At 66.8% G+C, this 23,938-nt stretch carries 23 protein-coding genes; 12 read left to right on the top strand and 11 right to left on the bottom strand.

The features are described from left to right. Window positions 1-47 precede the first annotated feature (47 nt). The 3 genes from AC5Y4C_RS19590 to AC5Y4C_RS19600 are packed head-to-tail and all read right to left on the bottom strand — an operon-like array spanning window position 48 to window position 2,393. Window positions 48-917 (bottom strand): enoyl-CoA hydratase/isomerase family protein, encoded by an 870-nt coding sequence (locus AC5Y4C_RS19590; RefSeq protein ID WP_499964745.1) that lies wholly within the window; start codon window positions 915-917, stop codon window positions 48-50. Window positions 918-945: 28 nt separating this feature from the next. Beyond that, window positions 946-1,743: a FadR/GntR family transcriptional regulator gene (locus AC5Y4C_RS19595; protein ID WP_499909546.1), complete on the bottom strand. Its 798-nt coding sequence runs from the start codon at window positions 1,741-1,743 to the stop codon at window positions 946-948. Then, window positions 1,740-2,393, bottom strand: a complete 654-nt coding sequence (locus AC5Y4C_RS19600) for a hotdog family protein (RefSeq protein WP_499964744.1) — start codon at window positions 2,391-2,393, stop codon at window positions 1,740-1,742. Before AC5Y4C_RS19600 ends, AC5Y4C_RS19595 begins: the two co-directional genes overlap by 4 nt. Before the next feature lie 96 nt (window positions 2,394-2,489). Here AC5Y4C_RS19600 and AC5Y4C_RS19605 point away from each other — a divergent pair, with 96 nt between their 5' ends. From AC5Y4C_RS19605 to AC5Y4C_RS19630, 6 genes are read left to right on the top strand one after another with little or no spacing between them, the layout of a single operon-like run. After that, complete coding sequence (locus tag AC5Y4C_RS19605) at window positions 2,490-3,305, top strand: enoyl-CoA hydratase/isomerase family protein (protein WP_499909542.1); 816 nt, start codon at window positions 2,490-2,492, stop codon at window positions 3,303-3,305. A gap of 15 nt (window positions 3,306-3,320) precedes the next feature. Continuing rightward, window positions 3,321-4,127: an enoyl-CoA hydratase/isomerase family protein gene (locus AC5Y4C_RS19610; protein WP_499964742.1), complete on the top strand. Its 807-nt coding sequence runs from the start codon at window positions 3,321-3,323 to the stop codon at window positions 4,125-4,127. Continuing rightward, the gene (locus AC5Y4C_RS19615) at window positions 4,124-4,903 is read left to right on the top strand and encodes an enoyl-CoA hydratase/isomerase family protein (protein WP_499909538.1); all 780 of its coding nucleotides are present in this window, start codon (window positions 4,124-4,126) and stop codon (window positions 4,901-4,903) included. Before AC5Y4C_RS19610 ends, AC5Y4C_RS19615 begins: the two co-directional genes overlap by 4 nt. Then, entirely contained in the window at window positions 4,900-6,345 is a 1,446-nt protein-coding gene (locus AC5Y4C_RS19620; protein WP_499964740.1) for a class I adenylate-forming enzyme family protein, read from the top strand. Before AC5Y4C_RS19615 ends, AC5Y4C_RS19620 begins: the two co-directional genes overlap by 4 nt. Beyond that, window positions 6,335-7,903, top strand: coding sequence for a class I adenylate-forming enzyme family protein (locus AC5Y4C_RS19625; protein ID WP_499964738.1), 1,569 nt, complete (start codon window positions 6,335-6,337; stop codon window positions 7,901-7,903). The genes AC5Y4C_RS19620 and AC5Y4C_RS19625 overlap by 11 nt, the downstream gene beginning before the upstream one ends. After that, window positions 7,896-9,440 carry a class I adenylate-forming enzyme family protein gene (locus tag AC5Y4C_RS19630; protein ID WP_499964736.1) on the top strand — a complete coding sequence of 515 codons (1,545 nt, stop codon included), beginning with the start codon at window positions 7,896-7,898 and terminating at the stop codon, window positions 9,438-9,440. Before AC5Y4C_RS19625 ends, AC5Y4C_RS19630 begins: the two co-directional genes overlap by 8 nt. Window positions 9,441-9,495: 55 nt before the next feature. On the opposite strand, the gene AC5Y4C_RS19635 is transcribed toward AC5Y4C_RS19630, so the two are convergent. The 5 genes from AC5Y4C_RS19635 to fabG are packed head-to-tail and all read right to left on the bottom strand — an operon-like array spanning window position 9,496 to window position 14,504. Beyond that, on the bottom strand, window positions 9,496-10,167 hold the full coding sequence (locus AC5Y4C_RS19635; RefSeq protein ID WP_499909531.1) for a GntR family transcriptional regulator: 672 nt from the start codon (window positions 10,165-10,167) through the stop codon (window positions 9,496-9,498). Next, complete coding sequence (locus AC5Y4C_RS19640) at window positions 10,164-11,357, bottom strand: acyl-CoA dehydrogenase family protein (RefSeq protein WP_499964734.1); 1,194 nt, start codon at window positions 11,355-11,357, stop codon at window positions 10,164-10,166. The genes AC5Y4C_RS19635 and AC5Y4C_RS19640 overlap by 4 nt, the downstream gene beginning before the upstream one ends. Continuing rightward, the gene (locus tag AC5Y4C_RS19645; RefSeq protein ID WP_499964732.1) at window positions 11,354-12,544 is read right to left on the bottom strand and encodes a CoA transferase; all 1,191 of its coding nucleotides are present in this window, start codon (window positions 12,542-12,544) and stop codon (window positions 11,354-11,356) included. The genes AC5Y4C_RS19640 and AC5Y4C_RS19645 overlap by 4 nt, the downstream gene beginning before the upstream one ends. After that, window positions 12,541-13,755, bottom strand: a complete 1,215-nt coding sequence (locus AC5Y4C_RS19650; protein WP_499964730.1) for an acetyl-CoA C-acetyltransferase — start codon at window positions 13,753-13,755, stop codon at window positions 12,541-12,543. The genes AC5Y4C_RS19645 and AC5Y4C_RS19650 overlap by 4 nt, the downstream gene beginning before the upstream one ends. Beyond that, a complete protein-coding gene (gene fabG, locus AC5Y4C_RS19655; protein ID WP_499964728.1) occupies window positions 13,755-14,504 on the bottom strand; it encodes a 3-oxoacyl-ACP reductase FabG in 750 nt (249 codons plus the stop codon). Before fabG ends, AC5Y4C_RS19650 begins: the two co-directional genes overlap by 1 nt. Before the next feature lie 95 nt (window positions 14,505-14,599). On the opposite strand from fabG, the gene AC5Y4C_RS19660 reads away from it, so the two are divergent. Continuing rightward, on the top strand, window positions 14,600-15,769 hold the full coding sequence (locus tag AC5Y4C_RS19660) for an acyl-CoA dehydrogenase family protein (protein WP_499964726.1): 1,170 nt from the start codon (window positions 14,600-14,602) through the stop codon (window positions 15,767-15,769). Then, window positions 15,766-17,241, top strand: a complete 1,476-nt coding sequence (locus AC5Y4C_RS19665; RefSeq protein ID WP_500008518.1) for a class I adenylate-forming enzyme family protein — start codon at window positions 15,766-15,768, stop codon at window positions 17,239-17,241. Before AC5Y4C_RS19660 ends, AC5Y4C_RS19665 begins: the two co-directional genes overlap by 4 nt. Here AC5Y4C_RS19665 and AC5Y4C_RS19670 read toward each other — a convergent pair. From AC5Y4C_RS19670 to AC5Y4C_RS19680, 3 genes are read right to left on the bottom strand one after another with little or no spacing between them, the layout of a single operon-like run. Beyond that, a complete protein-coding gene (locus tag AC5Y4C_RS19670) occupies window positions 17,226-18,323 on the bottom strand; it encodes a phosphotransferase family protein (RefSeq protein ID WP_499964723.1) in 1,098 nt (365 codons plus the stop codon). The two genes, AC5Y4C_RS19665 and AC5Y4C_RS19670, sit on opposite strands and share 16 nt — an antisense overlap. Further along, on the bottom strand, window positions 18,320-19,135 hold the full coding sequence (locus AC5Y4C_RS19675; protein WP_499964722.1) for an SDR family NAD(P)-dependent oxidoreductase: 816 nt from the start codon (window positions 19,133-19,135) through the stop codon (window positions 18,320-18,322). Before AC5Y4C_RS19675 ends, AC5Y4C_RS19670 begins: the two co-directional genes overlap by 4 nt. Further along, complete coding sequence (locus AC5Y4C_RS19680; RefSeq protein ID WP_499964720.1) at window positions 19,132-19,920, bottom strand: SDR family NAD(P)-dependent oxidoreductase; 789 nt, start codon at window positions 19,918-19,920, stop codon at window positions 19,132-19,134. The genes AC5Y4C_RS19675 and AC5Y4C_RS19680 overlap by 4 nt, the downstream gene beginning before the upstream one ends. A gap of 129 nt (window positions 19,921-20,049) precedes the next feature. Here AC5Y4C_RS19680 and AC5Y4C_RS19685 point away from each other — a divergent pair, with 129 nt between their 5' ends. The 4 genes from AC5Y4C_RS19685 to AC5Y4C_RS19700 all read left to right on the top strand — a co-directional run bounded on the left by AC5Y4C_RS19685 (window position 20,050) and on the right by AC5Y4C_RS19700 (window position 23,936). After that, window positions 20,050-20,262: a (2Fe-2S)-binding protein gene (locus AC5Y4C_RS19685; RefSeq protein ID WP_499909511.1), complete on the top strand. Its 213-nt coding sequence runs from the start codon at window positions 20,050-20,052 to the stop codon at window positions 20,260-20,262. Between the two features lie 172 nt (window positions 20,263-20,434). After that, complete coding sequence (gene cysD, locus AC5Y4C_RS19690) at window positions 20,435-21,352, top strand: sulfate adenylyltransferase subunit CysD (RefSeq protein WP_499909509.1); 918 nt, start codon at window positions 20,435-20,437, stop codon at window positions 21,350-21,352. Then, window positions 21,352-23,211, top strand: a complete 1,860-nt coding sequence (cysC, locus tag AC5Y4C_RS19695; protein ID WP_500008519.1) for an adenylyl-sulfate kinase — start codon at window positions 21,352-21,354, stop codon at window positions 23,209-23,211. Before cysD ends, cysC begins: the two co-directional genes overlap by 1 nt. After that, window positions 23,208-23,936, top strand: coding sequence for a 3'(2'),5'-bisphosphate nucleotidase CysQ (locus AC5Y4C_RS19700; protein WP_499964716.1), 729 nt, complete (start codon window positions 23,208-23,210; stop codon window positions 23,934-23,936). The genes cysC and AC5Y4C_RS19700 overlap by 4 nt, the downstream gene beginning before the upstream one ends. Window positions 23,937-23,938 lie beyond the last annotated feature (2 nt).

Below are 23,938 nucleotides of genomic sequence, written 5' to 3' on the forward strand. Positions count from 1 at the left end.
CCGGAATTTCGCAGTGGACTCACGTTCGACGAAGCGCGCCGGCCTGGTCACGGCTCCGGGACGTGGAAATACTCGTCGCGGCGGCGGAACGCCTCTTTGGTGCCCACCTCGGCGCGGGTCTTGACGAAGTTGAATTCGCCCGGGGCGAATTGCAGGTTGGTGCCGAACGCGTGGAACAGGTAACTGGCCACTTCTTCCCCCTGGTAGGCCTGGCTCTGCTCGACCAGCCGGAAAGCCTCCTTGGCGATCACGACCCCGTCGGCCGGCATCTTCGCAGCCTTCTCGGCCCAGTACCGGGCGCGCGCCCCGACGCGCTTTGCGTCGCAGGTCTCGGTGAAGACCCCGAGATGTTCCACCGTGCCGGCCTCGACAATGTCGCCGGTGAGCAGCAGACGCCTCGCCAGCACCGGGCCGAGGCGGTGGAAGAACATGTGCAGGCTGCCCAGCGCGGGCCCGAGGAAGCGGGTGGCCGGCATGCCGATCTTGGTGTCGCGGGCGACCACCGAGATATCGGTCATCAGCGCCATTTCGAAACCGCCGCCCAACGCGCAGCCGCTGATCTCCCCCACCGTGACCTTCGGAAAGCCCATCAGGTTGTGGTAGAAGCCAAAAGACTTGCGGTCCACGGCAAGTCGGCGGCGCTGGCTGGGACGGCCCTTGGCCGGTTCGGAACTTCGCCCGTACCAGCCGTATGCGTTGTTCATGTCCGCCCCGGCCGAAAAGACTCCGTCCGCGCCGCGCAGCACCGCCACCGTGACGTCGTCGTCGTCGGCGACCGCGTCCAGGCAGCGGGCCATCGCGTCGCGCATCGTGGCGTCGTAGGCATTGCGCTGCTTCGGATTGTTCAGCGTGATCGTGGCGATGCGCTTGTCCCGATCGACGTCGAACAGGACGCGATCGTCGTCCGATGAAGTCATCCGCCGGACTCCTTCCTCTTGCCCGCTGCTATGGCTGGCCATTGCTCGAGATCCGTCTGGCGTCAATGGTTTTATCGCTGCCGAAGGCAAGCGTGGTGCGCCGGGCCGCCGCCAGATGCGCCTGCGCGATGCGAATGGCCCGAGCCTGGTTGCCGTCGCGGATCGCCTCGAGCAGCAGCTGATGGTCGCGCAGCGCTGCGCGCCTCGTCCTGCGGGCCGCCGCGGCGTCCGCCGGCGCACCGCCGTGCCCGTCGTCGCTCCACACCGCCGACTCGTGGGCAGACCAGATGAGCTCCAGCGAACCGATCAACAGGATCATCGGCTCGTTGCCGCATCGAGCGACGATCGCTTCGTGGAAGCTGCGCGCGTTCGGGACGAACTGCGCGGCATCGTCGAATTCTGCTGCCTGCCGGCGAACCTCAGCTTCAAGATGCGGCACCACTTCGGTCATGCGGTCAGCGCGTGCCGCGCACATCCCCGCGCAGATCGGCTCCAGATGCAGCAAGGCTTCGCTGACATCGGCCGGGGTGGCTGCACGCGACTGCAGCACCATGCCGATCATGTGAGCGGTCCGCTCGGCGGAGGGCAGATGCACCACCGCACCCCCCACGTTGCCGCGGCGCACCGAGATCAAGCCGTCGGATTCGAGGATGTGGATGGCCTCCCGCAGCGCCGGCGGACTGACGCCGAACTCGTGAAAGAGCGTCTCCTGCGAGGGCAGCACGTCGCCTTCCTTGAGGCGCCCCGACAAGATGTCGTCGCGCAACCGCGACGCCACGATCTCCGCCACTCGCGGTTGGCGGATGCGTTGCAGCTGTGGCCTCATCGAATCTCCCCCCGCCGGCCGAGCCGAGATCCCGATAGCTTCTCGGGTGGCAGCGCCACCGCCGCGATCTCACCGGTGCACAGCACCTCGTCGTCGAGCAATAGTCGGGCGGTCGACGTGACCGAGCTGTCGACCTCCGACCGGGTGATGTCGAACCGCAACTCGGTGAGAATCGGTGTGGGCCGGCGGAACGTCACCGTGAGTGAGCGGGTGCGGCCCGACAGCGCAGCGGCGCAATTCTGGTGCTGGGTAACGCAATCGAAGAACACTGCGAGGAATCCGCCGTGGACCAGCCCCGGCGGCCCCTCGTAGACCACCGGGAACGTCACCGTTCCCGACGCGGTCCGGCTGTCGAGGTCATCGAAGCGGTATTCGGGAAAACAGGGGTTGTATGCACCGATGTCGAACGCATGGCCGAGGTAGACGCGGCCCGACGGCGCAGTGTCGGAGCGGAGCCGCGGCGTGCTGTCGGGTGGGACTGCTGACTCGAGCTCGCGCTCCCAAGCCGCGAATTGGCTCAGCATGGCCTGCACAGTCGGGTGCTCGTGCTCCAGCGACAGCAGCAGCCCGGTGAGCCGGCGAATGGCGGCCGCGGCGGCGACCGTCTGCGCCAAGGGAAGCTCACCGAACCGGCGATCGTCGTCGGCCATTCCACTGAAGGCCTTTCCTTGCTAACTTTTACACGATAGTGCTGAAGTACCCTACTGTATGGGCAACCGTATCGCTATGGAAAGGGCGGTCCTCCGGTGAGTGACGACGCTGCGAGCACCGGCTCCGAGGGTTCGGTGACCACGCAGCGCGACGGTGCGGTGCTGCGGCTGACGCTGCACCGCCCTGCCAGCCGTAATGCCTTGAGTCGCAGCATGATCGACACGCTCGTCGGCACGCTGACGCAGGCCGCCACCGACGATTCGCTGCGCGCGGTCCACGTCACCGGCGAGGGCGCCGACTTCTGCGCCGGCGCCGACTGGGTCGCCACCAACCAGGGCGGGCGGCCGCGCACGGGCGATCTGGTCCGTCGCATCCCTCACACCGCGCACCGCGTGGTCGAACTCGTCCACAGCATTCAATTGCCAGTGGTCTGCAGTGTGCGCGGCTATGCCGTGGGCCTGGGCTGCAACCTCGCGCTCGCCGCCGACTTCACCGTCGCCTCCACCTCCGCCGTGTTCTGGGAACCGTTCGTCGCACGCGGATTCACCCCCGATTCCGGAGCCACCTGGCTGCTGCCCCGACTGGTCGGGCTGACCCGGGCCAGACAGATGCTGCTGCTCGGCGACAAGGTTTCCGCCGTCGACGCCGAGAACTGGGGATTGATCTACCGCTGTGTCGACGAGTCCGAACTCGACTTAGCCGCCGACAACCTGGTAGCGCGTCTGGCCAGTGGACCGACCGTCGCCATCGGGCTGGCGAAGCAAGCGATTCAGGACAGCCAGCACGCGACACTGAGCCAAGCGATGAACCGAGAGTTGTATAACCTCGAAATATCTTGCCGCACAGCTGATTTCAAAGAGGGCCTGACGGCGTTTCGGCAACGGCGCGAGCCGGACTTCCAAGGCCGCTGACCCGAAGGGAACTCGATGTCGTTGTTCGACACCATCAGATACGAAGTCGACGGGCACACCGCCACCATCACGCTGAACCGGCCCGACGCGCTCAACGCGCTGAGCCCACACATGATCACAGAGTTGCGCTCCGCCTATCACGAAGCCGAAAACGACGACCACATCTGGCTGCTGATCGTCACGGGCACCGGCCGGGCCTTCTGCACCGGCGCAGACGTGAAGGCCATCCCGGGCGACGGCAAGGTGGTCAACGAACGGTCCTACCTGTCCACTTACGAGCAGTGGGAGGCCCCGCAGGAAGGCACCCCACCGTTTCGGACCATGGCCAAGCCGGTGCTGGCGGCCATCAACGGGCTGTGCTGCGGGGCAGGCCTGGACTGGGTGACCACCGGCGACATCGTGATCGCATCAGAGAAGGCGACGTTCTTCGACCCGCACGTCAGCATCGGACTGGTCGCCGCACGGGAGATGGTGCGGCTGGCCCGCGTGCTGCCCCGGTCGGTCGCATTGCGCATGGCGTTGACGGGCAAGCACGAGCGGATGAGCGCGCAGCGGGCCTGTGAACTCGGCATGATCTCCGAGATCGTCGAGCACGACCGCCTGCTGGAACGGGCCCACGAGATTGCCGACATCGTGAATTCCAATGCGCCGCTGGCAGTTCGCGGCACCAGGCTAGCCATCTTGAAAGGGCTGGACCTTCCGCTGCACGAGGCCGAGATGCTCGCCGAATCGTTCCGCGAACGCAACCTGCACACTCAAGACTCGATCGAGGGACCCAAGGCGTTCGTCGAAAAGCGCCAACCCAATTGGCAGTGCCGATGACCTTCGAGACCATCCTGCTCGACGTCGACACCTCCGATCGGGTCGCGACGATCACGCTGAACCGTCCCCAGTCGTTGAATGCGTTCAACCGGTTGATGTGTGAGGAGATGGCCAAGGCGTGGCAACTGGTCAAGCACGACGACTCGGTCAATGCGGTGGTGCTGCGCGCCGCGGGTGGCCGGGCGTTCAGTGCCGGGCTGGACGTCAAGACACCGTATGGGCAGCCGGCCAGCGTCTGGCATCACGAAGATCCCGGGGAACCGCTGAGCCCGAAATGGCAGAAGATGTGGAAGCCGGTGGTGTGCGCCGTGCAAGGGATGTGCACGGCGGGCGCGTTCTACTTCGTCAACGAGTCCGACGTCGTCATCTGCTCCTCGGATGCCACGTTCTTCGATTCGCATGTGAGCGCCGGACTGGTTTGTGCGCTGGAGCCGATCGGGTTGATGAGGCGCGTCGGCCTGGGCGAGACATTGCGAATGGCTTTGATGGGCAATGACGAACGCGTCAGCGCGCAGACCGCGTTGCGGATCGGCCTGGTGTCGGAAGTCGTTGCCGCCGAAGTGCTTTGGGAGCGTGCACACGCGATCGCCGCGACGATCGCCGCCAAGCCGCCTTCGGCGACCCAGGGCACGGTCAAGGCGATCTGGGAGTCTCTGGACAAGCCGTACCGGGCGGCGCTGGAGCAGGGACTGATCTACACCCGGCTCGGCAACCCGCTTGGGAAGGCTGAGCTGGCGGACACTACACCCCCACCGACTGAACCGAGGATCCGGTGAGCGGTCACCGGCTCAGCCGCCGCATCGCCGACGTACTCGACCTCGATCCGCAGGCGCCCGCGATCGAGTTCGACGGGCAGTGGGTTTCGTGGGGCGAGATTCGCGACGCGGCTCGGCGGCTGGCTGAGCTCGCCGACGCCGGCATGCAGATCGGGATGATGCTGCGCAACCGGCCGGCGCATGTGGCGGCCTTGCTCGGTGTGTTGTCGAGGGGCGGGTGCGTGGTGGTGGTCAACCCCTCCCGCGGCGACGACCGACTCAGAGCAGATGTCGCCGACCTTGCCGTGCCATTGCTCGTCGGTGAAGCCGCCAACTTGGCGAAGGTCACCACCGACGCCACGACAGTGGCGATCGGTGCCGTGGACGAGGAGCCGCGCATCAGAGCTTCCCGCTCTGTTGCTGGATTCGATGCTCGGCGTGCCGGTGTCGCCGTTCGGATGCTGACCAGCGGAACAACGGGGCCGCCCAAGCGAATCGACCTCACCTACGACATGCTGGCGCACAGCGTCATGGGGCCGACCCCGGTAACCGGGCTGCAGCGTCGGGTGGCGATCGTGAACTCGCCTCTGGTGCATATCGGCGGCGTGTTCCGGGTGCTGCAATGTGTCGCCGAGGCGAGGTCGTTCGTGCTGCTGGAGCGTTTCGAGTTGCACCGCTGGGCGCAGGCGGTGCGCACCCATCGCCCCGCGACCGTGTCACTGGTTCCTGCAGCGCTGCGAACGGTGCTGCACTCCGACCTCACCCGTGACGATCTGGCCGGTATTCGCGCTGTCACCTCCGGCACCGCGCCGCTGTCCGCAGACGATGCCGACGCGTTCACGGAGAAGTTCGGCATCCCGGTGCTCACTTCCTATGCGGCAACCGAATTCGGCGGCGGCGTGGCCGGCTGGTCCCTCGCCGACTATCAGGAATATTGGCCCGCCAAGCGCGGCAGCGCCGGCCGGGCCATGCTCGGTGCACAACTGCGTGTGGTCGACGAGACGGGCACGCCACTGCCGGCGGGCGAGGCTGGGCTGTTGGAAGTCAAACCCGGTCAGCTCGGACCGGACGCCGGGTGGATCCGGACCACCGACATCGCCCGCGTCGACTCCGACGGCTTCCTCTGGGTCCTCGGCCGCGCAGACCAGGCGATCATCCGCGGCGGTTTCAAGATCATTCCCGACGCCGTGCGTGCTGCTCTGGAACAACACCCGGCAGTGCACAGTGCTGCCGTCATCGGACGACCAGACGAGCGTCTCGGCGAGACGCCGGTCGCCATGGTGGAACTGAGACGCGGTTGCTCGGCCGACATGGACGAGCTGGTCGGATTCCTGCGTGATCGCCTGGCGCCGTACGAGATTCCGACCGCAGTCGTGATCGTCGATGCGATCCCGCGCACTGCGTCGGGCAAGCCCGACCTCGGCGCGGTTCGGCGGTACTTCGCCAGCGAGCATGTCCGATAGTTCGGTGACCGTCGGCCAGGTGCTGACCGTACGGTCACGCGACCGAGGCGACCACCTGCTTCTGGTGTGCGACGACGAGCGAATCACCTACGCAGAGGCAGACCAACGCTCGGCACTGCTCGCCCGCGGGTTGATCGCGCTCGGCGCCGGCAAGGGCACCCACGTCGGGCTGCTCTACCCGAACGGTGTGTCGTTCGTCGTCGCCATGCTCGCCGCGGCGCGCATCGGCGCCGTCGTGGTGCCGTTCTCCACCATGGCGACCGGCCGTGAGATCCAGCAGCAGCTGCGTCACAGCGACGTCGAATTCCTGCTCGCCACCGCGTCATTCCGCGCGCACGATTACCGCCAGCGGCTGTCCGACGTAGCGCCGCAGATCGAGTTCGATTCAGCCCGAAGGCTTTTCCTCGGCGCCGTACCTCTGTTGCGGCACGTCGGCGTCACCTGCGAACACCTGATCGGGTCTGCCGGCGCCGTCACCGAGTCACTGCTCTCGGCGACCGAACGCGACGTCGACGGCTGCGACACACTGGCGATCGTCTACACCTCCGGCTCGACCGCCAGCCCCAAAGGCGTCATGCACACCCACGCCGCACTGCTGGGACACCAACGCAACCTCAACCGCATTCGCGGACTGACCGCAGTCGACCGGCTGTTCTGCAACTCGCCGTTCTTCTGGATCGGCGGGTTCGCATTCGGGCTGCTGGCCACGCTGGTCGCCGGATCGACTCTGGTGTGCTCGAATGCCGTCGACGCCGGCGAGACACTTGATCTTCTCCAAGCCGAGAAGCCCACAATGGCAAATGGATTCGCGGCTACCGTACAGCACCTGGCGCGCCACCCGAGCTTCGCCTCTCGCGACCTCTCGTCGATGCGACGCGGCAACCTGTACCCGATCATGGCGCCTGAGGTGCGTCCGGCCGATCCCGAACTGCGCCACAACATGCTGGGCCTGACCGAAGCGGGCAGCGTGGTGCTGATCAGTGGGGACGAGGGTGAACAGCCGGAACATCGGCGCGGTTCGTTCGGCAAGCCCGCGCCCGGCTTCGACGTCAAGGTCATAGATCCCGACTCATCAGTCGATGTGCGGCCGGGTGAGATGGGCGAGCTGTGCATCCGCGGCCCCTATGTGATGCAGCGCTACTACAAACTCAGCCGCGAGGACTGCTTCGACGCCGACGGGTGGTTCCACACTGGCGACCTCGTGCGTGTCGATGACGAAGGCTTCTACTACTTCGTCGGCCGCCGCGGCGCGATGATCAAGACTTCCGGGGCGAATGTGGCTCCGGCGGAAGTCGAGAGGGCGATCGCCGAGCTCACCGGGGCCACCGCCTATGTGGTCGGAATCCCCGATGCTCAGCGGGGCCAGGCGGTCGCGGCTGTGGTGGTGGTCGCCGACCCCGACGACTTCGACGCGCCGGCATTGCGTAACGCGTTGAAATCCGAACTTTCGCCGTACAAGATCCCTACCCGAATCGTCGCGGTGCCGCCATCGGAGCTACCGGTCCTGGCCAACGGCAAGGTCGACACCCGCAGACTGGTAGAGATGTTCGATGCCTGACGACACCCTCGACGCCCTGGTGCGGAGTCGCGCGGCCGAAACGCCCTGCGCCACCGCGGTGGTCGATACCACGACCCGGATCAGCTACGCCGAACTGGAGGTAACGACGCGCGAGATGGCTGCCGCGTTCGTCGAAACAGGTGTGGCAAAGGGCACGCGGGTAGGGCTTATCATGCCGAACGGCGTGCGCTGGGTGCAGATCGCGGTGGCGTTGACGCGCATCGGTGCGGTGCTGGTGCCGTTGAGCACACTGCTGCAGGCGCGGGAGCTGACAGCCCAGCTACAGAAGGCTTCAGTGCAGCAATTGATCAGCGTCAAGGAGTTCCGTGGTCACCGCTACCTCGACGAGTTGCGTGCGGAGATCGGGCCGCGTCTGGCCGGCAATCCGACACTGCCTGCCCTGCAGCGTGTTCGGGATACCGACAGCCTGCCGACTTCAGGACACGTGACCATGCGGATCGTCGACGGACTGACGGCGGCGGTGACTCCCAGCGATCCGTTGGCGGTCATGTTCACCTCCGGCAGCAGCGGTCCGCCGAAGGGAGTCGTCCACTCCCATGGCAACGCGTTGGCGGCCGTGCGATCCGGTCTCGACGCCCGCTGCATCGATGCCACTACCCGGCTGTACCTGCCGATGCCGTTCTTTTGGGTCGGGGGCTTCGGCGGTGGCATCCTGTCCGCGCTGAGCGCGGGCGCGACTCTGGTCACCGAGGCGATTCCTGAACCGCTCAGCACTCTGCGGCTGCTCGAGCGAGAGCGAGTCACGCTGTTTCGCGGCTGGCCCGAGCAGGCTGAAGCGCTTGCGCGACACGCGGTGTCGCTTGGCGCGGACCTCTCCTCGCTGCGTCCGGGTAGCCTCGAAGCGTTGCTGCCGCCCGCCCATCGAGCCCATCCCGGAGCGCGGGCGAAGTTGTTCGGCATGACCGAGGCATTCGGGCCGTACTGCGGCTACCGCGCCGACACCGACATGCCGCGGTCCGCCTGGGGCAGCTGCGGCAAGCCGTTCGCGGGAGTTCAGGTCCGCGTCGTCGACCCCGGAACAGGTGCGCCGGTCCCAGCCGGCGCTGTCGGCGAGATCCAGATCCGCGGGCCGAACACGATGCGTGGCATCTACCGCCGTAGCCGCGAGGACGTCTTCACGGCCGACGGATATTACGGCACAGGCGATCTGGGCCGCCTCGACGAGGACGGGTTCATGTTCTACCACGGCCGGTCCGACGACATGTTCAAAGTCTCCGGCGCGAGCGTTTACCCCAGCGAAGTGCAGGAGGCGCTGCAGTCGATCACCGGGGTGCGTAAGGCGTTCGTCACGAACGTCAGCGGCCCGCGTGGTGAGGAGGTCGGCGCCGTGGTCGTGTGCGACACCACGGCAACAGATGTGGGCCAGCTGAGGTCAGCCGCCCGGAAGCTGTTGAGTGCGTTCAAAATTCCGACCGTGTGGTTGCTGCTCGACAGCGACGACGCGATTCCCCGCGGGGCCACCGGAAAGGTCGATGTCGCTGCCCTGCGCAGCCTGCTGGCCGCGTCGAGTGTGTAGCCAAGACACGGTTTCGGCGCAAAACCGGGTATCAACGACACAGCAGGCGCATGAATCAGGGGCTGACCACGCCGTGCGCCATCAAGTGTTCCACCAGCGGCGCCACCCCGGCGATGAAGTGCTCGGCCATCGCCGCGCGGGCACGCTCCGGTTCGCGCTGCTCGAGCGCGGCAAGCACGCGCCGGTGGTCATCGACCGATTGGGCCGGCCAGCCTTCGACGGTGGGAAACACCGCTTCAGGGGCGTACCTGGTGATCTGGCCCATCAGCTGTGCGAGCTTCGGGGAATCGGCCGCCACGTTGATCGCACGGTGGAATTCGTGGTTCAGCCGCACGGCGCGCTCGTGGTCCTGCTGTTCATAGGCTTGTTCCAGCCGAGTCTGCAGGTCTTTGAGCGCCACCAGCTGCTCGTCGGTGATGTTGGTAGCCGCCCGCGCTGCCAATTCCCCTCCGACGTGCGCCTGAAGGCTTGCGACGTCGGCGATGTCGCGTCCGGTCACCGGCACCACCATGAAACCGCGGTGTGGCTGCTGCACCAGCAGGCCCTCTGCACGCAGTTCCAGCAGCGCCTCGCGCACCGGCGTGACGCTCACCCCCAACTCGGCAGCCAACTGCTCCAAACGGACGTACTCCCCGGCGCGGTAGCCGCCTTGAAAGATGCGCCGCCGGACGTACCGTGCGACATCGCGCGACAACTGCCGACGCGCAACGAACTCCGGCGCACTCATATCCGGTATTCGTCGAGTAGCCGTTTGCTGATGATTTGCTTCTGGATCTCGCTGGTGCCCTCCCCGATGAGCAAAAACGGCGCGTCGCGCATCAGCCGCTCGATCTCGTACTCCTTGGAGTACCCGTAGCCGCCGTGGATGCGGAAACTCTGCTGGGTGACCTCCGAGCAGTATTCGCTCGCCAGATATTTGGCCATGCCGGCCGCCAGGTCGTTGCGTTCACCGGAGTCTTTCAGTCGCGCCGCGTTCACCATCATCAAATGTGCCGCTTCGACTTTCGTCGCCATCTCGGCGAGCTGGAACGCGATCGCCTGGTGCTCGGCGATCGGCTTGCCGAACGTCGAGCGCTGCTGCGCATACCGGACCGCCAGTTCGAACGCCCGCAGACCGACCCCGCACGCCCGCGCGGACACGTTGACGCGGCCGACCTCGATGCCGTCCATCATCTGGAAGAATCCGCGGCCGGGCGTGCCGCCGAGGACGTCGTCGGCGCTGGCGGCGTAGCCGTCGAAGATCAGTTCCGTGGTGTCGATGCCCTTGTACCCGAGCTTGTCGATCTTGCCCGGGATCACCAGCCCGGGGAGCACTTCGCCGAAGCCGACCGGCTTTTCGACCAGGAACGCGGTCAGGTTGCGGTGCGGCTTGTCCGCCCCTTCGTCGGTGCGCACCAGCACCGCGACCAACGTCGAGCTGCCGCCGTTGGTCAGCCACATCTTCTGGCCGTCGATGGTGTAGTTGCCGTCGGGGTTCCGTTTGGCCCTCGTGCGGATCGCCGCGACGTCGCTGCCCAGCTCCGGCTCGGACATCGAGAACGCGCCGCGCGCTTCACCAGTCGCCATGCGCGGCAGGAAGCGCTGCTTTTGCGCATCGGTGCCGTGCTGGCGAAGCATGTACGCGACGATGAAGTGGGTGTTGATCACGCCGGAGATGCTCATCCACCCGCGGGCCAGCTCCTCGACACACAGCGCGTAGGTCAGCAACGATTCACCGAGGCCGCCGTACTCCTGCGGGATCATCAGCCCGAACAGACCCATCTCCCGCATCTGATCGACGATCTCCTGCGGGTAGGTGTCGGTGCGCTCCAGGTGCGCTGCGTTGGGAATCACCTCCTTGTCGACGAATTGCCTTACCGCCGCGATGATCTCGGTCTGAAACTCGGTGAGGCCCAACGTCTGGGCGAGTCTGGTCATGCGATGGCTCCAGTGTCTTTGAGGCTGGTGATGTCGTCGGAACTCAGTCCGAGGCGCTCGGCGAGCACGTCGGCGGTATGCGCGCCGAGCTCGGGGGCGGGCCCGGTGGCGGGGTGCTGGCCGTCGAACGACGCCGGCATGCCGGGCGCGAAGTATTCGCCGACGCCGGGCTGGTCGAGGCGGCTGAACAGTGGGTTGTTGACGACCCGGTCGTCGGCGGCTACGTCGGCGAATGTGCGGTACCGCTCGAACAGGACCGTGGTGGCCGACAGTTCGGCGGTGATCTCGGCGGCCGAATGCTCGGCGAACCACGGCCTGAACAACCCCGACAGCACATCGCGGTTGCGGTAGCGGTCGCCCTCCGAGGTGAAGTCCGCGCCGAGCGCCTCGGCCACAGCCGACACCGCCGGCCCGGTGCCGGTCACCTCGACCAGGTCGCGAAAGTGCCTGGCCGTCAACAGCACAACCATGAACGATGCGCCGTCACGGCTGGTGAAGTCCTGGCCGTATTGGCCGTAGATCGCATTGCCCAGCCGCGGCCGCTGCGTACCGGTGATCTGCGGCTCGGTGAGGAAGCCCAGCGTTGCGCCCACGGCGAGTGCGACGTCCTCGAGCGCGATCCTGACGTCGGCGCCGTCGCCGCTGTGGTCGCGCCGGCGTACCGCCGCAGTGACCGCAAGCGCCGCGTACAGGCCGCAGCAGACATCCCAGGCGGGCAGCACGTGGTTGATCGGCGCGGCGTGGTCTGCCGGTCCGGTGACGTAGGGGAACCCGATCGCGGCATTGACGGTGTAGTCGACGCCGGTGGAGCCGTCGCCCCGGCCGAGCAACTGGACGGCGATGACATCACCACGCATGGCGGCGAGCCGGCTGTAGGACAGCCAGGCCAGGCCTGCGGCGTTGGTGACGACGATCCCGTCGCCCTCGACGATCAGCCGCTGCACCAGCTGCTGGCCGTCTGGGCTGCGCAAATCGATTGCGGCCGAAAGTTTTCCCTTGTTCAGGCCGGTCCAGTAGATCGACGTGCCGCTGTCGGCGAGAGGCCAACGGCGGTAATCGGCCGCACCGCCGATAGGATCCACGCGAATCACCTCAGCGCCGAGCTGCGCCAGCGTCACACCGCACAACGGCGCGGCGACGAAGCTCGACACTTCGACGACGGTGACGCCGGCCAGCGGCAACGTCACCTCTCACACCGTTCGAAGATCGCCGCCAGGCCTTGGCCGCCGCCGATGCACATGGTTTCCAGGCCGTAACGCACTGCGCGCCGTTTCATTTCGCGCGCCAGCGTCGCCAGCATCCGTCCGCCCGTCGCGCCGACCGGATGCCCGAGCGAAATCCCCGAGCCGTGCACATTGGTCCGGTCCCGATCTGCGGCGGTGAACTTCCACTCCCGCATCACGGCCAACGCCTGTGCCGCGAACGCTTCGTTGAGTTCGACGAGGTCGACGTCGGCCAGCTTCAGACCCGCTTTGGCGAGTGCGACCTCGGTGGCCGGCACCGGCCCGATGCCCATGACGTTGGGCGGTACACCCGCGACGCCCCACGACACCAGCCGCACCAGCGGCGTGAGACCCAACTCGTCAGCTTTCTGTGGTGTGGTGACCACACACATCGACGCGGCATCGTTCTGGCCGCTGCTGTTGCCGGCGGTCACGGTGGCCTCTGGATCCTGTTCCAGCAGAACAGGTTTGAGCCTGCTCAACGCCTCCATGGACGTGTCGGCGCGGGGATGTTCGTCGGCGTCGACGAGTTCCTCACCGTTGCGGTTACGGACCGCTACAGGAATGATCTCCTCGGCGAAGATGCCGTCCTTCTGTGCGGCCACCGCCCGCTGATGCGAGGCCACCGCAAGTTCGTCCTGCTCCTCGCGTGAGATGCCGTACTCGCGCCGTAGGTTTTCGGCCGTTTCGAGCATCCCTCCCGGCACGGGGTAGTGGCGTCCACCGGCAGTGGTCCGGCCGCGAACCAGCCCGTCATGCACGGTGATTCCGGTTCGCGCACCACCCCAGCGCATGTCGGTGGAATAGAACGCGACGTTGCTCATGCTTTCGGCTCCGCCGGCGACGACGACGTCGTGGTCACCGCAGGCCACGTGCAGGCACGCTTGGATCACCGCTTGCAGACCCGAGCCGCAGCGGCGGTCGATCTGCATGCCCGGCACGCTGACCGGCAGCCCTGCGTCCAGCGCAACGACTCGGCCGATCGCCGGTGCCTCACTGCTCGGATAGCAGTGGCCCAGGATGACGTCCTGCACGGCGTCGGGTTCAATCCCGGTGCGCTCGAGCAGACCATTCAATGCGGCGACAGCGAGCTCGACGGCGCTGAGCGACTTGAACATTCCGCCGTACCGGCCGATCGGCGTCCGCACCGGCTCACAGATCACGGCCTCGCGCATCACATGAACCTTCCGCCGGTCACTTCCAGCACCGTGCCGGTCATGTATGACGACATGTCGCTGGCCAAGAACAGCGCTACCGTCGCGACCTCACGCGGCTCGCCGGCCCGGCCCATCGGCACCTCGGCTACCTTCTGATCCCAAATGTGTTGCGGCATCGCCTCTGTCATCGCCGACCGGATGAGCCCCGGTGCGATCGCGTTCACCCGCACACCGAGGTGAGCGAGCTCCTTCGCGGCGGCTTTCGTCATCCCGACGATGCCCGCCTTTGCGGCCGAATAGTTGGTCTGGCCCACCAAGCCGACCTTGCCCGACAGGGACGACATGTTGACGATCGCGCCGCGCTTGTTCTCCCGCATGATCGCCGCAGCACTTCGCATGCCGTTCCAGGTGCCCTTCAGATGTACGGCGATCACCTGGTCGAACTGCTCCTCGGTCATCTTGCGCATGGTTGCGTCGCGGGTGATCCCGGCGTTGTTCACCATGATGTCCAGCCCGCCGAACCGTTCCACCGCGGCGGCCACCAGGGTTTCGACGTCGGCGGCTCGGGTGACGTCACACTGCACGGCGGCCGCGACACCATGGCCACCCAGGCGCTGCGTGGCCGCTTCCGTGGCGTCGAGGTTGACGTCACCGAGGACCACCCGGGCGCCCTCGCCGACGAATTGCTCCGCGATCGCGAAACCCAGACCTTGCGCGCCGCCCGTGATGACCGCAGTTTGACCGTCCAGCAACCCCACTCCTGCCACCTCTCCTCGCTCCGCCCCACTGGTCGACGAGCATCATATTTCATATATGATTCGGCGCTGTTGCCGCCTCGCTGCGCCGAGAGGAGCCTGCAGTCGTGACCACTGACGCGATCAGCGACGAAGATTTTCAGGACATCCTGGCGCAGACCCGCGACTTCGTCCGCTCCGCCGTCGTGCCGCGGGAACAGGAGATCATGGCCGACAACCGCGTTCCGGACGACCTGCGCGACCAGGCGAAGAAGATGGGCCTGTTCGGCTACGCGATCCCGCAGGAGTGGGGTGGGCTGGGACTCGACATCGCGCAGGACGTCGAGCTGGCGATGGAGCTGGGTTACACATCGCTGGCGCTGCGTTCGATGTTCGGCACCAACAACGGCATCGCGGGCCAGGTGCTGGTCGGCTTCGGCACCGACGAGCAGAAGGCGCGCTGGTTGGAAGGCATCGCCTCCGGTGAAGTGGTCGCGTCGTTCGCATTGACCGAACCCGGCGCCGGTTCCAACCCTTCGGGGTTGCGCACCAAAGCAATTCGCGACGGCAGTGATTGGGTGATTTCCGGACAGAAGCGGTTCATCACCAACGCGCCGGTGGCCCAGCTGTTCGTCGTGTTCGCCCGCACGCGGCCCGCCGACGACAAGGGCGCCGGGATCGCGGTGTTTTTGGTACCGGCCGACGCCGCCGGCGTCGAGGTGGGCGCCAAGGACGACAAGATGGGCCAGGAGGGCGCCTGGACCGCCGACGTCAACTTCACCGATGTGCGCGTTCCGGATAGCGCGCTGGTGGGCGGCAGCGAGGACATCGGCTACCGCGCGGCGCTGACGTCGCTGGCGCGTGGCCGGATCCACATCGCGGCGCTGGCGGTGGGAGCCGCGCAGCGAGCGCTCGACGAGTCGATTTCCTACGCCGCCACCGCTACCCAAGGGGGCACACCGATCGGTGAATTCCAGTTGGTGCAAGCCATGCTCGCCGACCAGCAGACCGCGGTGATGGCCGGACGCGCTCTCGTTCGCGACGCCGCTCGGCTGTGGCTGACCAACGCCGACCGCAGGATCGCACCGTCGGCTGCGAAGCTGTTCTGCACCGAAATGGCAGGCAAGGTGGCCGATCTCGCGGTGCAGATCCACGGCGGCAGCGGGTACATGCGTGGAGTACCGGTCGAACGCATCTACCGCGACGTCCGGTTGTTGCGGCTGTACGAGGGCACCAGTGAAATTCAGCGCTTGATCATCGGCGGCGGGCTCGTTCGGGCTGCACAGCGTCAGCGATGACGGACGCGTCGGCCGACTTCGCCGCAGTGCTTGCGCAGCGGCTGGCCGACTACGGCGAGCGGCCATTCATCGAGTTCGCGCGAAAGTGGTATTCCGGCAACCACTTCACCGGTTACATCGACGCACTCGACGCTGCCTTGACGAAGGCCGATGTTCTGCCCGCCGACCCTGTGGGCGTTGTCGTCCGCAACCGCGTTCCGCACGCGGCAGCGATCCTCGGCTTCGTCGCGGCACGCCGGCCCGTCGTGATGATCTACTCGTACCAGTCCGCGCAATCAATCGCGCGCGACATCGAATCGCTGCGCCTGCCCGCGGTGGTGCTGGATCGCGACGACTGGAGTGAGCCTGTCGCACAAGCGGTTACCCGGACCGGCGTCGCGGCAGTGGTCTTGTCGCTCGACGGTGTCGAGTTGGCCACGCCACGGCGCGGCGCGGCGGCGTACGACCCGGCACTAACGGAAGCTGGCGTCCATATTCTCACCAGCGGCACCACCGGCCCGCCCAAACGCATACCGGTGAAAACCCACGTGCTGCATCACACGGTGCTGTCGATGACCGTCGGCCAGAATCCCCGGCCCGACGATCCGCCCGAGCTGGTGTATTGGCCGTTCGGCAGCATCGGGGTATGCCAGCTGCTCACCGGACCGTTCGTCGGCAAGCGGACCGTACTTCTGGAGAAGTTCTCCGTTACCGATTGGGTGCGTGCCGTCAAGACCTACCGCATCCGGCGCAATGGCGTGCAGCCGGCGATCATCAGAATGCTGCTCGACGCGGACGTCGCGAGACAGGACCTGGCCTCGCTGGAATACCTCGCCGGCGGCTCGGCTCCGTTGGAACCCAGCTTGCGTGACGAGTTCGAACAGCGATACGGGGTACCGCTGCTATGGGCATACGGCGCAACGGAATTCGCCGGATCGGCGTGCGCGTGGACGCCCGAGCTGTACCGGCAGTACGGCGCCAGCAAGCGGGACAGCGTCGGCAAGCCCCTGCCCGGCGTGCGCGTCCGGATCGTCGACCCGGACTCGGGTGTTGAACTCGGCGTGGACGAGAAAGGGTTTCTAGAGGCCTGCATCGACGCGATCGGGCCGGACTGGATCCGCACCACCGACGTCGCGTCGGTGGACGCCGACGGCTTCGTCACGATCCACGGCCGCGGCGACGGCGCGATCATCCGCGGCGGATTCAAGATCCTGCCCGAGACCGTGCGCCGGGTGCTGCTGGACCATCCCGCTGTCCGTGACGCCTGCGTGGTCGGCGTGCCGGACCGGCGGCTCGGCCAAGTGCCTTTCGCTGCAGTCGAACTCAGGCCAGGCGCCTCAGCACCGCCGGAAGCCGAGCTCAAAGACTGGGTGCGTGCGGAGCTGCCCAGCCACCATGTACCGGTGGCGGTAACGATCGTCGACAAACTTCCGCGCAACGCCGCGATGAAGGTCAGGCCGGGCGATGTGGCAGCGCTCTACGTGGCGCGGTGAGCCGCGATCCGATCGAGCAGTTCGAGCGTCTGCAGCTCACGGATGGCCTGGCAGCCACGCTGCAGCATCACCACCATCATCGCGTTGCCTCGCTCGGTGGTACTGGCGAATGCGCAGCCCAGACATGTCAGCAGCGGAGCCTGCAGCATGCCCAATCGGTAATCGCGCCAACAGGTTTCGCGGTCGTAACCGCTCACTGCGTAGCTCATGAGAGCGCGGTGGTACGCGTCGACGAGCTGCTGCTCGATCTGCGCCCGCAGTTCGGGCACCAGGCTGGTCGCGGTGAAATACGACAGGTCCCGCGCGGGTAGTCCGACGCCGAGGGTCTGCCAGTCGACGACCGTGACGCGGCTGCGGTCGGGATCGAACAGCAGGTTGTCCAGCCGGTAGTCGCCGTGCATCAGCGAGTACCTGTCAGGCTCCGCCATCAGCCACGGCGTCACCAGATTCATTGCTGCCGTTGCTGTTTCGTGGTCGACCGGATCGAGGTGCGCACCGAGCTTGTCCAGCGTCATGTCCACGGCCATCTTCGCGATGTCGCCCAGGCCTTTGATCGCCTGCTCGTCACCCGGCATTGGCATCGCCACCTCGGCCATGCTCAACCACGCCGGGTCACACCAACTCGGCCCGTGCAAACCGGCCAGCGCGGTCACCGCCAACCGTGCCTCGTCGGCGGTCGCACCGGCGATCTGGTCACCTTGGACCGCAGGCGACATGTCTTCGAGCAGGAGCACGAACTCCGCGCCCTCGTCGGCGATGTCGGAGTAGAAGCACTTCGGCGTCGGCACGCCCATCTTGTCGGCCACCCGGGCGTAGAACGCGACCTCGCTGAGATAACCGAGCGTGACGCCGCCCCGCACGGCCTCGTCCTGCACCGGCAGCTTGATCACGAAGGTCTCAGGGAGACCGGCAGGGTTGGCGGTGTAGGTGGCGGCCACGCGGTACGTCGCGCCGGTCTGGCCCGTGCCCACCGCAGCGACGTCGACGTCGCGCACCTGCACCGCCTGCCCCCCGGCGCTCAGCGCCGCCGACAGCCACGCGGCGGTCACATCGGTGGGCCGTTGCGGAATCGGAACACTCACCGTGACCGCCGCCGCCTCGCGATCATGCGCAGCGATGCGCGCTGCATCAGCGCCGGTGACAGCCGCACGAAAAGCCAACCGGCATAAGCGAGTTTGGGAACCACGACAATGCCTTTCTTCCGCTCGATACCACGCAGCACGTCGCGCGCCAGCCGGTCGGGATCGTAACCCGTCGTCCTGCCGGTGCCGGTGAGAAAAAAGTTGCGGCCTTCGAAGTCGCCGACAGCCCCTTTGTCGAGGATCGGGGTTTCCACGGCTCCAGGACAGATCACGAGGACGTCGACACCGTGCACAGCGGCTTCTGAACGCAGCGCCATGGACAGTCCGACCACGGCGTGCTTGGTCATGGCATAACTGGTGAGCCGGGCCGCCGGCACCAGCCCGGCCATCGATGCGGTGTTGACGATCGTGCCCTGTCCTTGCCGGATCATCACCGGATACGCCGCCGCGACCCCGTGCACGACGCCGCGGATGTTGACGTCGATGATCGCGTTCCATTGATCGAGCGTGAGCAGTTCGGTGTCGCCACCCCAGACGATGCCGGCGTTGTTGAACATCAAGTCCAGCCGGCCGGTGCGCGCGACGACGTCGTCGACGGCAGCCTGTACCGCGGCGGCGTCGGTGACGTCGAGGCGCGCGGAGATCGCACTGCCCGGACCCGTCGCCTCTGACACCGTGCGTTCGGCTGCTTGCGCGTCGATGTCGGTGCAGAGCACGTCGGCACCGGCCGCCACCAAGGCCCGCGTCAGGGCGGCGCCGATCCCCGAGCCGCCGCCCGTGACGATGGCCTGCTTGCCGCGAAAGCCCGTCACTGTGGCCCCGACGCGGCCGACATCATTTTGTCCAGGTGCGCCAACACATCTGGGTAGCGCTTCAGGTGCGCGCCGCCGTTGAGGTCCATCACCTCGCCGGTCAGCCAGGAGGCGTTGTCCGACACGATGAACAGCACGGCGTCGGCCACGTCCTGCGGAGTGCCGATGCGACCGAGCGGAGTGTTCTCGACGTACTCCTCGAGCGTGCCGGGCACCAGCTTCACCCCTTCGGTCAGCGGGGTGTCCACGAAGCCCGGCGAGACTGCGTTGACTCGTATCCCCCGCGGCGCCAATTCCAGTGCCGCCACCTGGGTCAGCATCGCCAAGCCGGCCTTCGCCGCGCAGTACGCGCTCATACCAGGAGCGGCAAGCCGCGCGTTCAACGACGTCAGCGACACCAGCGACCCGCCGTCGCGCAGATGACTTCCGGCGTGCTTGATCACCAGAAAGCCACCGATCAGACAGACGTCGACCACGGACCGGAACTGCTCGACCGGCAGTTCGGTGATGCGGCCGACTCCCCCGATGCCGGCGGTGTTGACGACGACGTCGATCGGCCCGGTGCGCTCGAACAGCGTGGCCACCGAGTCTTCGTCGGTCACGTCGACGGCGGCACTCGTGTGTGGTGCGCCGAGTTCGTCGGCGCGGGCGGTCGCGCCGTCGGCATTGAGATCGGCGACCGTGACGCGATAGCCGTTCCCCGCCAAGCCTTTCGCGACCGCCCAACCGATGCCTGAGGCTCCGCCGATGACCAGCGCAGCGCGGTGGGTGCTGTTGTCGGGCATCTGCCTCCATCCGGACGAGGGACTCGGGTTCTGACTGTAACCGTAAGTCTTTCGGTAAGGTGGACGGACCCGTTCGACGTGCGTTAACGTAGCCTTACCTACTCGCATCGACGGGAAGCGCGCACGACGATGTACGTCTGCCTGTGTCTAGGCGTCACCACCGAGGCGGTGCGCGATGCCGTCGACAGCGGCGCGTCAACGTCACGCCAGGTGGCGGCGGCCTGTGGCGCCGGATCCCAGTGCGGCCGCTGCCGGCGCACGGTGCGGGCGATCATCGCCTCGCGGACGGACCCGTCACCGCGCCATGGCCTGTGGTCGCGGGTCAAACATCTCAGCGCCTGACGGCGCCGACCGATCTTCCCGAGTGTGAGCTGGTTGCGGACCGCTCCGGCGTGTCGTCGCAGTGAGCTCACGTTCGCGCAAGAAGTCGCGATATTGACAGCGCCGCGCGCCGTCTGGTTCCATAAATTATTAACTTGGCTAGCTTTACCAGATTAACCCGGGAGATGGCGCAATGGCTTCATTGCTCGAAGCAGGCCACTACGAGCTCAGCCACCTGAGATCTCTGGAGGCCGAGGCGATCCACATCATCCGCGAGGTCGCTGCCGAGTTCGAACGGCCGGTGCTGCTGTTCTCCGGCGGCAAGGACTCGATCGTCATGCTTCACTTGGCGCTCAAGGCTTTTCGGCCCGCACGGCTGCCGTTCCCGGTGATGCACGTCGACACCGGGCACAACTTCGACGAGGTCATCGCCACCCGCGACCAACTGGTCGCCACCCACGGCATCCGGCTGGTGGTGGCCTCTGTGCAAGACGACATCGACGCCGGCCGCGTGGTCGAGACCGGGCCCTCGCGCAACCCGCTGCAGACCGTAACGCTGCTGCGCGCGATCCGCGAGAACAAGTTCGACGCGGCTTTCGGCGGCGCCCGTCGCGACGAGGAGAAGGCCCGCGCCAAGGAGCGGGTGTTCTCCTTCCGCGACGAGTTCGGACAGTGGGATCCGAAAGCCCAGCGGCCCGAACTGTGGAACCTCTACAACGGCCGGCACCGCAAGGGCGAGCACATCCGGGTGTTCCCGCTGTCGAACTGGACCGAATACGACATCTGGTCCTACATCGGTGCCGAAGACATCACGCTGCCCTCGATCTACTACGCCCATCGCAGGCCGGTGTTCGTCCGCGACGGCATGTTGCTTGCGGTGCACCGCTTCATGCAGCCCCGGCCCGACGAAGAGGTCTTCGAAACCAGCGTGCGGTTCCGGACCGTCGGCGACGTGACCTGTACCGGCTGCGTGGAATCCACCGCTGCGACGGTCGACGAGATCATCGCCGAGACCGCAGTCGCGCGGCTGACCGAGCGGGGCGCCACCCGCGCCGACGACCGGATCTCCGAGGCCGGCATGGAGGACCGCAAGCGGGAGGGGTATTTCTGATGACCACTTTGTTGCGCATCGCCACCGCCGGGTCAGTCGACGACGGGAAGTCCACGCTGATCGGCCGGCTGCTGTACGACTCCAAGGCCGTGATGGAAGACCAGTTGGAGGCCGTCGAGCGGACGTCCAAAGAGCGAGGCAACGACTACACCGACCTCGCGCTGGTGACCGACGGCCTGCGCTCAGAACGCGAGCAGGGCATCACGATCGACGTCGCGTATCGCTACTTCGCTACAGCCAAGCGGAAGTTCATCATCGCCGACACGCCGGGCCACATCCAGTACACCCGCAACATGGTCACCGGCACGTCGACGGCGCAGCTGGTGATCGTGCTCGTCGATGCGCGGCACGGGCTGCTCGAGCAGTCACGCCGGCACGCTTTTCTGGCGTCGCTGCTGGGCGTGCAGCACATCGTGCTGGCCGTCAACAAGATGGACCTGATCGACTGGAACCGAGAGCGATTCGAGAAGATCCGCGACGAGTTCCACACGTTCGCCGCGCGCCTCGACGTGCACGACGTGACGACGATCCCGATGTCGGCGCTGCACGGCGACAACGTCGTCAGCAAGTCGGACAAGGCGCCGTGGTACGAGGGGCCTTCGCTGCTGTCGCACCTGGAAGAGGTGTACATCGCCGGCGACCGCAACCTCGTCGACGTCAGGTTTCCGGTCCAGTACGTGATCCGGCCGCAGACCCTCGAGCACCGCGACCACCGCAGCTATGCCGGCACCGTCGCCAGCGGCGTGATGCAGGTCGGCGACGACGTGGTGGTGCTGCCGAGTGGCAAGACCAGTCGCATCACCGCGATCGACTCGCCGACCGGCCCTGTGACAGAAGCGTTTCCGCCGATGGCGGTGTCTATCACGCTCGCCGACGACATCGACATCTCCCGCGGGGACATGATCGCGCGCACCAACAACCAGCCGCGGGTGACACAGGAATTCGACGCGACCGTGTGCTGGATGGCCGACGACTCGGCGCTGGAACCCGGCCGCGAGTACGTCATCAAGCAGACCACCCGGACCACCCGCGCGATCGTCACCGCGCTGCACTACCGGCTCGACGTCAACACGTTGCACCGCGACAAGAGGGCAACGGCGTTGCAGCTCAACGAACTCGGTCGGATCACGGTTCGCACTCAGGTTCCACTGATGCTCGACGAGTACACGCGCAACTCGAGCACCGGATCGTTCATCCTCATCGACCAGGCCACCAACGGCACCGTGGCCGCCGGTATGGTGCTGCGCGACATGTCGGCCCGTGATGCCGCCGTGCGCGCGTCGAGCCCGAACACTGTCAGGCACAAATCCCTTGTGACAGCGGCAGATCGGTTGTCACGAGGAGTCACGGTGTGGTTCACCGGGTTGTCCGGCTCAGGCAAGTCCTCGGCGGCCATGCTGGCCGAGCGCCGGTTGCTGGAATCGGGACGCCCCGCCTACGTGCTCGACGGCGACAACCTGCGCCACGGCCTGAACGCCGATCTCGGGTTCTCGATGGCCGACCGTGCCGAGAACCTGCGCCGGCTCGCGCACGTCGCGACGCTGCTCGCCGACTGCGGACAGGTGGTGCTGGTGCCGGCGATCAGCCCGCTGGCCGAGCACCGGGCGATGGCCCGCCGCATCCACGAGGAAGCCGGTGTACCGTTCTACGAAGTGTTCTGCGATACCCCGCTGGCCGAGTGCGAAAGACGAGATCCCAAGGGCCTCTACGCCAAAGCGCGCGCCGGCGAAATCACCCACTTCACCGGTATCGACAGCCCGTACCAGCCGCCGAAGAACCCGGATCTGCGCCTGACGCCCGATCGCACCCTCGACGAGTTGGCGCAGGAGATCATCGCGCTGGTCGAGTCGCAGCAATGACGGACCATGACGTGGCGGCTCGGTTGGCCACCGAGGCCGGCCGACTGCTGCTTGCCGTGCGCGAAGAGTTCGCCGACGCGTCCGTCGCTGAGCGAAAAGCCGCTGGAGACAAGCGATCTCACGACTTCTTGATGGCAGCGCTGGCTGCCGAGCGGCCCGGCGATGCGGTGCTGTCGGAAGAGGGTGTCGACGAACCCGCGCGGTTGTCGGCGGACCGTGTGTGGATTGTCGACCCGTTGGACGGCACCCGCGAGTTCTCCGAATTGGGCCGCACCGACTGGGCGGTGCACGTGGCGCTGTGGCACTCGGGCGACCTGGTGGCCGGAGCGGTTGCTCTTCCCGCGCAAGGGATTACGCTTGCCACACCGCACGTGCCCACGCCGCCGCCCGCTCCGTCGGCTCCGCGAATCGTGGTGTCGCGCACCCGCCCGCCTGCGATCGCGCTCGACGTGCGGGACCGTCTCGGCGGCACGCTGGTCGAAATGGGTTCGGCCGGCGCCAAGGTGGCGTCGATCGCGCAAGGCGTCGCGGACGTGTACGTCCACGCCGGCGGCCAATACGAGTGGGACAACGCCGCCCCGGTTGCGGTGGCGCGCGCGGCCGGCCTGCACGCGTCGCGCATCGACGGCTCTGCGCTCGAGTACAACCGGCCCGATCCGTTGCTGCCCGACATCGTGGTCTGTCGACCCGAGTTGGCCGACGCTGTGCTGGCCGCGGTCAGCTGAGA

Source organism: Mycobacterium sp. NGS35 (genome assembly GCF_059812855.1).